At 41.3% G+C, this 12,494-nt stretch carries 4 protein-coding genes; 2 read left to right on the top strand and 2 right to left on the bottom strand.

All coding sequences use genetic code 11. The features are described 5' to 3' along the window. Positions 1 to 193 precede the first annotated feature (193 nt). Both CHB72_RS06695 and CHB72_RS06700 read left to right on the top strand, forming a co-directional pair. Entirely contained in the window at positions 194 to 985 is a 792-nt protein-coding gene (locus tag CHB72_RS06695; protein WP_176431236.1) for a DUF4430 domain-containing protein, read from the top strand. A gap of 429 nt (positions 986 to 1,414) precedes the next feature. Then, positions 1,415 to 8,824 carry an S-layer homology domain-containing protein gene (locus CHB72_RS06700; protein WP_089282112.1) on the top strand — a complete coding sequence of 2,470 codons (7,410 nt, stop codon included), beginning with the start codon at positions 1,415 to 1,417 and terminating at the stop codon, positions 8,822 to 8,824. A gap of 70 nt (positions 8,825 to 8,894) precedes the next feature. On the opposite strand, the gene CHB72_RS06705 is transcribed toward CHB72_RS06700, so the two are convergent. Both CHB72_RS06705 and CHB72_RS06710 read right to left on the bottom strand, forming a co-directional pair. Further along, entirely contained in the window at positions 8,895 to 10,220 is a 1,326-nt protein-coding gene (locus tag CHB72_RS06705; RefSeq protein WP_089282113.1) for a nitrogenase component 1, read from the bottom strand. Next, complete coding sequence (locus tag CHB72_RS06710) at positions 10,186 to 12,399, bottom strand: nitrogenase component 1 (protein WP_089282114.1); 2,214 nt, start codon at positions 12,397 to 12,399, stop codon at positions 10,186 to 10,188. Before CHB72_RS06710 ends, CHB72_RS06705 begins: the two co-directional genes overlap by 35 nt. Positions 12,400 to 12,494 lie beyond the last annotated feature (95 nt).

Consider the following 12,494-nt stretch of genomic DNA (forward strand, 5'->3'; position numbering starts at 1 on the left):
CAGCAGGTTAAAATAAAAAAAGCTGACCAGAAAACTGGAGGCGGTATCCAAAAGGATGCCGTCTTTTGTTATATAGAAAGAAGGTGATCATTAGCAAAAGAGAAAACATTTCAAAAGGGGGTGTATAGAGAAACAGATGAGCAGTAAGGAAAATAGGAATAGGAAGTTGAATAAGACAAAGGGAGGAAAAGAAATGAAAATGAATAAAAGATTTTTAAGCCTTCTATTGACTTTGATCATGATATTTACACTGGGGGTAACCACCGCTTGGGCAGATAGTAGTGCGATGTATTTGATTGACGATCGAGCTCCTTATCCAACAGGACCGATAGATGTTCATGTAAAAATTATGGGTTATGGAGAAGGAAATATCTTTTTCGATGATGAAGTTGCGTTAACTGGCAATACCACTAAAAATGTAAAGGATGCTTTAGAGGCTGCAGCTGCGAATGATTCAAGCTTGACTATTCAAGGTTTGGATTATGGTTATGTCAGCGAAATCAATGGTCAAAGCTACGGAGAAGCCGGCACCTATAGCGGCTGGGTTTTTAGGGTAAATCATAAGGTACCTATAGAAGATGACGATGATCCCACTTATGGAGTACTGGGTGGAACCATTGCATCCACTTATTTGCAGGATAATGATAGCATCTATATGTGGTATGACACACCAGAAAGCACCCGATATACTAGAGTCAATGTGGAACAGGATGAAGACGAATATACTGTAACCGCTCAATACAGCTACAATAACAACCTATGGGACTTTGAATTCACTGATTTTACAACTTTAACTACAGGAACCATTGTATTAGTAAATATAGATAATCCTGTCTACCAAGTTGAAAAGCCTTTAAGTTCATCAGGAGTCGTATTCGATGTCGGGGAATTGCCTAGTGGAAATTATGGTGTATACTACCGAGGAACCTACGAAAACAATGGTGCCATTGAATATGTAGAATCCTTCATTGTGCCTTTGAATTAAAAGACAGTTAAGAATGAAACGCTAGCATAGCAAAAGGGGAACCCTTCATTAAAAAGGGCTCCCCTTTTTTAAGTAAAAAGAAAGTCTGTAAAAAGAGAAAAACCTTGTATAAAAAGACAAAAATAGGTAAAATAGAAATGAATGAGCTGAAAAAAACATTATTTGCTAAAAAAACAAATTCTTCATACAGTTTTAGGAATGATTTAAAAGATAAAAACAATTTTTTTTATTAATATCAATATGTTTTGACAAAATATAAAAAAGCTGACCAGAAAACTGGAGGCAACCTCTAAAAATAGAGTGTTGTCTCCAGTTTTTTGCATAAAAATCATACTACAAAGAAAGGAAAAAAAGTCAAAAAATAACCTATAAAAAGAAAGGAGGGTATAGAAGCTATTTCAGTGAAAACAAAAGGAGGAGGAGGAAAAAATGCTATATAAAAAGAAGTGGAGTCGATGGATGGCATGGCTGATTCTCATGGTAATGATAATTTCTAGTCTATCCCTGCCAGTGCTGGCAGAGAATGCAGCTGCTGACTTTTTAGAAATTCAATCAGAAGCATCCATAAGTGTAACAGAAACAGTCTATGGAGAACAAGGAACAGCTCCAGTGCAGATACCGACCTCTGATGAGGTATCTCAGACACCTGAAAGCATCACCATCACCAGCCCAACCAACAATGCCAATATCCTGAACGCAAGGAACAATAGAAATGGAGCAGAGCTGGAACTGGTGGCAGAAATTATCGATACAGAGGGCAATCCCATAGAGGCAGAAGAAGGGGTAAAATGGTACTACAAGACATCCACCAGTACCATGGACATAGAGGGAAAAGACCCCATCATCATAGCAGAATCTGCAGGAACCCAATTGACTTATGTCCTATCAGATGTAGCTATCAACTGGATGTATCAAGCAGGCTTTGTGCGAATCTACGCAGAATACGGAGAAGAGGATGAAAAAGTAGTCAGTAGCGGCATTACCCGAGCCACCAGCCTATTTAAAAGCGTTACCGTAGATAAAGAAGAAGTCAAACAAGGCGAAACCATAACAGTAACAGCCATTACACCAGAACAATATGCAGGAGAAACTGTAAACTTCACCTTGAAAAAAGGTAATACCGTAGTGAAAGAAGAGGGAGAAAATATTACCCTAAGTGGAGAGCTTACAGCATCAGAGGGACAGGCTACAGTAGAGCTGAGCTACACTGTAGCAGCGGATCTAGCACCAGGAGAATACAGCTTTCATTCCTTTGCCAGTGCCCCTACTCCAGAGGTAATCTTCACCATTACCGAAGGAACACAAATACCTCAGACACCTGAAAGCATCACCATCACCAGCCCAACCAACAATGCCAATATCTTGAACGCAAGGAACAATAGGAATGGAGCAGAGCTGGAACTGGTGGCAGAAATCACCGACACAGAGGGCAATCCCATAGAGACAGAAGAAGGGGTGAAATGGTACTACAAGACATCCACCAGTACCATGGACATAGAGGGAAAAGACCCCATCATCATAGCAGAATCCGCAGGAACTCAATTGACCTATGCGCCATCAGATATAGAAATTGATTGGGACTACAATGCAGGCTATATAAAAATCTACGCAGAATATGGTACAGAAGAAGAAATCCTTGTCAGCCAAGGGATTATCCTGCCCATCAGTCTGTTTAAAGATATAACAGCAGACAAAGCTACGGTAAATCCTGAGGAAATCCTAACGATAACCGCCACTGCTCCCCTGCAGTATGCAGGAGAAACTATAAATCTCACATTAAAGAAAGGGGACAATCCAGTAGAAATAGAGGGAGAGAAGATTACCCTAAGCGGTATATTGATAGCATCAGAGGAAAAATCAGCAGTAGAACTGGACTATACCCTGCCGTCAGCTTTAGAACCGGGAGAATACAGCCTCCACTCCCATGTAAGCGAAGCTACCCCAGAGATTGTATTCGCATTGCAGCAGCAGGAAAACATCAACTTTGAAATCACCTTTGTAGACCATGAGTACAACGTTCATGAAGACGGTTATGCTGTTTACCTGCATCGTCAGCCAGTTACTGCCCGTATTGTTATTACCGATAATGAAGGCCAAGTATTGGATTTAGAAGAAAATATCGATAAAATAAGGTTTTATTACCATTCGCGGCTTCAGGATCGTAGTCTGACGGAACGGGTGTATATCACCGATTATCAGCTGAAGGCAGATAAGATCACCTTTACCCCTCAGATAGCAGAAACAGGACAACTGGGTATGCAGTTTTCTGGTGCGCAGTATATAAACTTCTTATTTGTGGAATATGGTGATGATGAAAGCGGCTGGCAAAATTCGGACAAGCTATTTAGCAGATATGAAAACGGTAATTATAATACCTACTACGGTCCAGTGTTTATTGTAATCCCTATAGAATTAGGCAGCCTCATCGCAGAACCATCCCAACAACCCTTTAACAGCCAAGGGATGGCCATTGATTTTTCCTATCAGGTAACCCCTGGCACAACCTTTTCCAACCCCAAGGGAGCTTCAGGGGTAAGTTTGCATAAAGCGCCAGATAGTAATGCTTACATTGATATGGGAGGGGCGGGAACCGCTAGAGTTTCAATTTTAAACGGTGAGTTGGATGAGAGCTATCTAGTGATGGGAACCCTAGAACTATCTGCTGAATTAATAGCAGGAGCAGGTATTGAGGGAGGTACGCGTTTTTTACAGTTCGCTTCTGGCAATCGGGGTGTTAATATCCCCTACTGGTTCATTGAATCCAAGGGAATCACCATTCTACAAGACCCCCCAAAAGACCTGTATAACCATGGAGACACAGTTAACTTCACTGCCACTGCCATTGACGAAAACGGTCAGCCGGTGACATCGGGTATTCATTGGTACTACACCATTACCCCAGATGGAGAAAAAATTGGTGATTTAGGAAACGATGCTACCCAACTGAATGTACAACTGGATATGCTGGAGGGGGTAGACGAAACCACTGGTCTTCAGAGGATCTATATCTATGGCCAATACGATGGCCATCTTTCCAATCCTGTTGAAATCGATATCCAAACAATTGTTGATGTTGAGGTTAGCGAAAGGACGGGGAACAACCCTCAAGACAATGATGTACCGATACAAGTTAGCACCAGTCCAGCCCTCAATGGCTATGAAATCACAGCTTCATTGCTAAAGGAGGATGGCGAACCATTAGCTGATTCCGATGGAAAACCCATCATCGCTTTAGGAACAGTGGCAGAAAATCAGGCTTCCTTTATCTTAACGATTCCTGCTGATACTACGCCAGGGGATCATCAAATCCAGGTGGGATATGGGGAGAATCAATACACCTTTCCTTATTCCCTATTTGGTGAAGGAGAAGAACCGCAATTAATCCTGACACTTCCCACAGAAAATAGCTTTTTCCGGCAGAATGAAATGGTTCAAGTCAACGCCCAAGTGACAGACTCCTTTGGTCAGCCCATTGAAAGTGACATCATTTGGTACTACTACAAAGGAGAAGCAGTAGAGGAAAACAGAATCAACCTTGGCACGGGAGGTAGCAGCTATAGCTTCAGCCTTACGGATCAAGACTTAGGAGGCCTAGTGGAGGGAGACTTTTATCACCAAATCCTCATTGGCGCTGAATATACCGATTCCAACACAAACAAAACAGGAACAGCTGTCCCACTGCCAATACAAGTTGATTTCATACGAGACATGCAGGTAAACCTCCTTCGAACCAGCAGTGGGTTTAGCTACGACGCATATATTGAAACCATCTTCGACAGAGATTTGGCATCCCAGCTGCAGGGACTGCCCATTACCATTTCCCTTAGCCAGGATAAGGGAGGCGAACCCCTCAACTTTAAGGGAGAGGCCATGGTATATCATCATAACAACCCAGAGATTGGAAACCACAGCGGATCCGTTAGCAAACCCAATTGTTCCTCCATAAAAAGCATCCTCAACATACCAGAGGGTCTACCGGCGGGGGAATATTACCTAACAGTAAAAATGGGGGAAAGATCCCAATATGCCCTGCCTTACACCGTCTTTGGCAACACCGATGCTTTGGTAAAGGATGCCATCGACAGAACAGTACAGTACTTAAATCGCATTGTAAAAAATGAAGGTTACATACTGGACGATTGGGATGCTATAGCCTTAGCCTGGGCAGGTGAAGACCTTAGCAACAGCAAATGGCAGGACCGCCAAGGCAGAGATTATGCCTATTGGAAGGCCGTAAAAATTTCAAGTGGTGATTGGGGCTACTCTACCGGAAACAATCCCAGACCCACAGACATTGAACGAAGTATATTAGGGATTGTGGCCAGCGGCCATGACCCAAGAGATTTTGCCGGTATCAATGTCATTGAGATGATGGTCAACACCCTTGAAGCATATAACTATGATTTTGAAGGAGGCGACAACGCCCATATGTGGGGCATCATCGCCATGCATGCCGCCGGAGCCGATGCCTCCGATGGCTACGATGCAGCATCAGAAGAACGACTGGTAACCACCTTTGCTCAACGAGTGGTTGATAAAAGTGGAGAACTAGATTTCGGTAGTTTTGGTGTAGACATGGCAGGCATGGGAATGAATGCCCTAGGACCCTATCGAGGACGTTTTCCAGTAGCCAATGAAGCTTATCTTATCTTAAGAGAAGATGTCAGAAATAGAATAACACCCTTAGGAAGATATAGAAGTTCCGGTTACAATCCCGAGTCCATTGTAACCGTAGTACAGGGTTTAACCAGTGGAGGAGAAGATCCATTAATGAAGGATTTTTCCAATGTCAATGGAAACCTGCTAAGTATGATCCTCCAAGCACAGGACGAAGCAAATGGTTCCTTCTCCCATGGAAGCCTGATGAAAAATTATATGGCTACTCAGCAAAGTCTGATGGCGTTAACAGATATCAAGCATAAAGAATCCATGTACAAGGGAATCCCTAAAAAAGATCTTCCCCCCTATGAAATTAAGATTCCCTCCATCCTCAGTGTAGTTTTAGAGGAAACTTCTGTACAGAAGGGAGAGGCGATAAAGTTAGAAGTAACAGTCAACACCATGCTGATAGGAGATAATACCACTGTAAATGCGGAATTAGTAACTATGAAAGATTTAGTAGACGATGTAGGACAAGAAATCACACCTGTACTAGGGATTGCATCCGTTACAGCAAAAACAAAGAACAACAAAGCAGAATTGACCTTAGACATACCAGATACCCTAGAGATAGGAGATTACCATGTATATGTCACCATGGAAGGAGGTCATATAGCCACCAGCCTCTTTAAAGTACGAGAATGGCAACCGGGTCCGGGGCCAGTAGATCCAAAGGATCCAGTGGAAGGTACAGTCTCTGCTTATATACGGGTAGAAGGCTATAACCGTACCTTGGTGCCAAAACAAATGGTAAACACCACCAATTTCGACTTGACCCCTTATTTAAGCAAAGGCACAGGGAGTACTGCAACCCCTTCCGAAGGATGGGATCCCGATAGACTGACGAAACCCACTGCTTTGCATCAGCTAATAACAGCCCTACAACAAAATGGTATATCACAACATGATATACAGGACTATGGTTGGAGTCTATATGTTGCTATGATTGGAGGAGACCGAGAATTTGATTATCGTAAAACCTCCGGCTGGATGTATCGTGTGAACGACTGGATGCCCAACTATGGCAGCCAGGCCCACATCTTAAAGGATGGGGAGGACATTCTATGGTACTTTGGTGCCTATGGTTCTGACACATGGTATACCAAGCTCAATGGAGACAAGAGCAGTGTTGCCACAGGAGAAAAGGTAATCTTTACATTAACCGGGATGAACACCGATATGGATACTGGAGCAGAAAAACGAGAACCTTTAAAAGATGCCATCATCTATGTCAATGGAAAACCCTATGAAATGGAAGGTAAAGAAGTAAAAACCGACCAAGAGGGGAAAGCTACTTTGACTTTTTACGAAGCAGGAAGCTACAGTATCAGTGCAGAACGCTTCAGCGGCGAAGGTATCCGAAACATTATACGACCAGAGCCAGTAACCATCAGCGTCAGTGGAAGCAGCATCGTTCCTTCAGGAGGAGCAGCGCAAATCAACAATCCAGTTTACAAGGAACTCTACGATACCATCCTGGTTTCTACTACAGATAAAGAGATTATCGATGCAGTGAAAAAGACTTTGGATATCTATAAAGAGTCCATTGAAAAAATCAGCACACAAGCTGATATAGAAAATATTTTCAAAGATATCCAAGATATCCTAAAGGTCTACCAAGCTGCAGCAGAAAGAATACAAAGCCAGGAAAATGCATCAGAACTTATTACCAAAAGTGCTGAATTGATTGAAGCATTGACAGAGACCCTCACAAAGCTTAGTCAGATAACAGACAAACAAAAGCTAGCACAGAATACAGTCAAAACCTTAGAAATCGTTAACACCTTGATTCAAAAAATCCAAAAAGAAACCCTGTTGGATCAAGCAGCAGAAGAAAGTATTACTGCTGCAGGAAAACTGATTAGAAACATAGGTACAAAAAATAGTAAAGCAGTAGAATCGGCAGCCATTCAAATAGCTAAAACCATTATTGAAAAATTTAGCACCTATGAATTAACAGAAAAAGCAGTAAACCTTATAAAAGAAAAAATCATTGCAAAAGCAACGATAGACAGACTAGAAGAAATGGCAGAAAAAACTATTAAAAAGATAGAACAAATGGAAAAGATCCTAAAAGAAAACGGTATACAAAGCAGCCTCACAAAAGAAATGATCATCCAGATAACAGCGAGAGAAAGTCAAGAGACAGAACTACAGTTGGATCAAGAGCTCCTTCAAAGAGCAGCAGCTGCAGGTATACAAAAAATTACATTAAAAACAGAACAGGTGAGCTTCCATTTAACAGAGAACACCTTTGGAGAAGTAGCAGCAGGAGAAACCATTACCCTTACAGCGCAAAAGATAGAACTAAAAGATCTTCCTATTGCCGCTAGATCCGCTATTCCAAAGGATAGCATCATCTTAGATTTAAATGCGCAAATAGGAAATCAAACTATTAAAAGCTTTGCAGAAGCTATAGAAGTGACTCTTCCCTATACAGGAGAGGTCGAAGAAGACAAGGAAGTGAAAGTATTCCTACTTAAAGAGGATGGAAGCTTAGCGCTGATAGGAGGAACCTATCATCCACTAACGAAGACCATCACCTTTAGTACCAGTCACTTTAGCAAATACCTGGCCATGCAGACAGAAGAGACAATCCAACAGACAGAAGAAGCACAAGCAGTCATGAAACAAAACTATTTTACAGACCTTGCAGACTACGACTGGGCAGTAGAAGCCATAGAAACTATGGCGGGAAAAGGTATCATTAGTGGTAGAAGAGCAGGTATCTTTGATCCTGGAGGAAACATTACTCGGGCAGAATTTGCAGCTCTGATAACCAAGCTAACAAACCATGAAGAAGTAATAGCACAAGCAATAGGTTTTGAAGACATAGCCTCTGACGCATGGTACTATGAAGCAGTAACAAAAGCCTACAGAGCCGGATTAATTAAAGGCAGAAACCATAACGAATTTGATCCCAATGGAGCAATCACCAGAGAAGAAATGGCAGTAATCATTGCGAAAGTATTGAAAAAAGAAACAACAGATACAAGTGTATTAAACAACTTTAAAGACAAAGAAGAAATGGCACCATGGGCAAAAGAAGCCATTGTCCTCTGCCACCAAAAAGGCATCATAAAAGGTATGGGAGATGGAAACTTTGCACCAAAAGAAAAAACCAATCGTGCCCAGACAGCAGTGATGCTGTACAAGTTGTATAACTTAATCCAGGAATAAAAAATAAAAAACTGTCGGCCAAGAGGGTCGGCAGTTTTTTCTACAATAAATTTACGGCACCTTGTATCCTTTAAGAAAAATTCATGCCATTAAGAATTTGTTCAACTAGGAGAAGGCTTCCCTTAATTCCCAGATGTGTTTTGGGGAAGACATCAATATAGCCCAAACTGGGAAGTTCAATTTCTATACCACTGAAGGCATGACCTTTTAGCTTTAGCTGAGCGATAGTACTGCCGTTGGAAAATACCAAATCACTTTCTGCTTCATAAACACTTTGGTGCAGCCCTTGTTCCAGGTGATGTTTTTCTAAAAGAGTCCTCAATTTATCTGTAAAGAGGCAGGGATCATCTTTTATATGATCAATGGCGTTGGGAATCATACCCAAATAATTTAAGAAAAAATCTGTATAGGCATACAAAGAGGAGGAGAGGGCTTCGACAGAAAAAGTAACGCCCCTAGGCAGTCCCGTAAGGGAATGAATTCTTGAAAGGTGCAGATAGGCATCAACCCTTGCCTTTTCCAACTCCATGGTAAAAGAAGATTGCTGATCTTTAAGTCCCTCATCTGTCGGTAAAGCATCGCCATAAAGTTTTTCGCAAACTCCTGACAGGAAGGCCTCTGTCAAATCAAAGCCAATGGGAAGGCCCTTATCAAATAAAAAGTAAGGCATCCCATAGGCTTCTTCTAAATATCTGGCGATATCTAGTCCCAGCTCCGGATATAAAATGACATTGAGGGCAGCCTGTGGAATTCTTCTAAGATCATCAAGGCTGGTATCTGCACATAAAACGCAATTGGTCTCAATGCCGCATAGTTTTAAAAGTCGCTCTATTTCCTCTATATCCCCTCGATAGTATTTATTAAAAATAGATATACCTATGAGATTGATACTGTTTTTCTTTTTCAGCCCTTTTACCAGAGGAAGATTTTTTAGGAGGGCTTGAAGTGTGTCCTGAAAACCCTTATAAAAGCTTTGTGAAAAACCAGGATTTTCTATTACCAACAGAGGCGTATGGGGAAGTTTAGCCCTGGCAATACCTTCTAAGTCATCGCCAATCAAGGCAGCACCAGGGGAATTGACGATAGCCACCAAAGCATAATCCTCTCCGTGGATAAAATCCAGTAATGCATTGAGTTTATCTTTGCTGCCGTATACATAATCATAACTGTCCAAATAGGTACAGGGCACCCTTGGCTGTCCAAAATAAAAGGTCTCTGGATAATTTAGTGGATCAAAGGAGATCTGTCTTGGATACTGATTGTCAGAAATAGCGCTGTGATAGAACTTACATCCTGTAGGTGCATTCATAATCACTGCTGATCTTCGGATGCCCTCCAAAGCAAAGACAGCTCCTGTTAGACTATCGGCTGTAATATTTCTGGAATAAAACTTCATCTTTTCTCCACCCCTCTTGTAAATTTAGTTGCAGCAACCTGGCCCATCTTTTAGCCAATACTAGTCCTGATAAGAAACCTACATCAGGACAGTAGGGGATGGTATCGAATAAGACACAAGGATCTAAATCTGAGGAAGTGTAGTTGGATAAAAGGATATCAGGTTTCAAGGTTTGAACATCTTCAGTACGTTGCTGTTGATCATAATTTTCTACCAAAGGAAACTGATCTGCAAAACGAGTAATAAAAAGATCATCCTGTGAAAAGTTTAAAATACCTATTTTAACGATATCCATTTCTAAAGCTAGTGCCACCTCTAAAATCCAATCTATCTGATGATTGTAGGTAATGATCATTAATTTTTTACCCTTCAAAATAGGTTTTAGCCTTTGGATTTCTCTTTGAAAGATCTCTTCATGCATAACAATGGTTTCGTTTATCAAAGTACCCTTGCCAAAAAAAGAGGCTACCTTGGAAAGCCATATTTTACTTTCATAAAAACCTATAGGAAAAGGAACATCTAAAAAAACAGCCTGATAGGTATCCTGAAAAAACTTCTCCATCATCCTGCCCATATAATCTTTGTGGGCCAATAGATTGAGAGGGGCTGCCATAAAGTTTTGGATTTCTGATACGTTGGTTTCACAAAGATAACGGCAGTTGATTTTTATGCCCAATGGTTCCAATAATCCTTTAATGACACTAAAGTTTTGGGTTGTATTTTTTGCCACTACCTTTTCAAATACAATATTGACACAGTCGGGTATTTGAGGAACATCTCTTTGAATCAGTTTTTCAGCAATGGTAAGATAGGATAGAATCATTCCTTGAAGATAGTCTCCCGACAGATTACCCTCCGTTGCGATAGGGATCACCGGTAGTCCTGGCTCTGAGAAAGCCTCCATTTGACTGAGGTCATCTCCAATAATACCTGCAGGGCAGGTACTTAGAAGAAGAATAGCTTTAGGATGATATTTTTTCATTTCTTGAATTTTTTCCCTCAGCAGATCGATCCCTCCAAAAACCATGATACTTTCATCCATCATGCTGCTGACAAGATTAGGAGCTATAGGTACCGGCAACAAACTGCCTCTTTCAAATAAATTTCTTCTCCCAGCAGAGGAAATACCTTGATAAGAGATATGGCAGCAGCTCTTGGGACCGTGACCAATAACAATAGCATCCTTTACATGGACACTCATGGTGGCAGCACCATTGAAAGCACATCCATGAAGAGGTTCCTGTGAGATAATGTTCTTAGATAAAAAGCCGTTTGGATTTTGTATATCAATCCCTTCAGAGGATATGATTACTTCAGTATTTTCTTTTATAGGCGGCTGTTTTATGGCTATGTTATGGGAAAATGGTTGTTTCTTTATCTCTAAAACGGCTTCCTCCAATAACGCATCAGTTAATGGTTTCGCCTCATATAGAGGAATGTCTGTGAGCATCTGTTGCGCCAGATCCCTAAAGGTATCTCTAAGGGGAGAATCAGGAAAGCCTTCCACCAGGGTTTTACCTGCTTTTTCTGAAAGAGCAAAGGTCTCGTCTCTGGGAATGTATCCACAGATAGGTAGACCTACTGCCTCGGCAAAGGCTTCTACCCGATATATCTCCTTTTGAATATTACGCTGATTGAAAATCAACCCCGCTACCCGTTTTTTCTGGTCATCATAATTTCTGATTCCCCGGAGGATGTTATTGGCAGCATAGAGGGACATATACTCTCCGGAGGTTACAATGTAGATTTCATCAGCATACTCTCTTCGAATAGGTACTGCAAAACCTCCGCAGACCACGTCTCCCAGCACATCATAGAGTATAAAGTCATAGGTATGTTTTTTTAAGCTTAGGCGGTTTAAAAGTTCAAAGGTAGACAAAATCCCTCTGCCTGCACAACCAATTCCCGGTTCAGGTCCTCCTGCCTCGATACAGCCAATACCGTTAAACCCATGGAAGAGAATATCCTCCAAGCGGTACGCTAAGGGATTGGTGGTCTTTAAATAATCCAGTACTGTAGTAATCTGCTGTCCTCCCAATAGGAGACGAGTAGAATCATGCTTAGGATCACAACCGATTTGCAATGCTTTTTTATCCAATAAGGACAGAGCTGCTGCAATATTAGCGGAAATTGTAGATTTCCCAATACCGCCCTTTCCATAAAAAGCAATTTCTTTCAAGCTATTTCACCTCGCAATAAATGAATTCTAATTCTATTGTACATAATTTTTAAAGAAGTGTTAATTGTTTTTTAGTGAAAAAGAACTGTCTCTTG

The organism is Anaerovirgula multivorans (genome assembly GCF_900188145.1).
GTDB classification, from domain to species: Bacteria; Bacillota; Clostridia; order Peptostreptococcales; family Natronincolaceae; genus Anaerovirgula; species Anaerovirgula multivorans.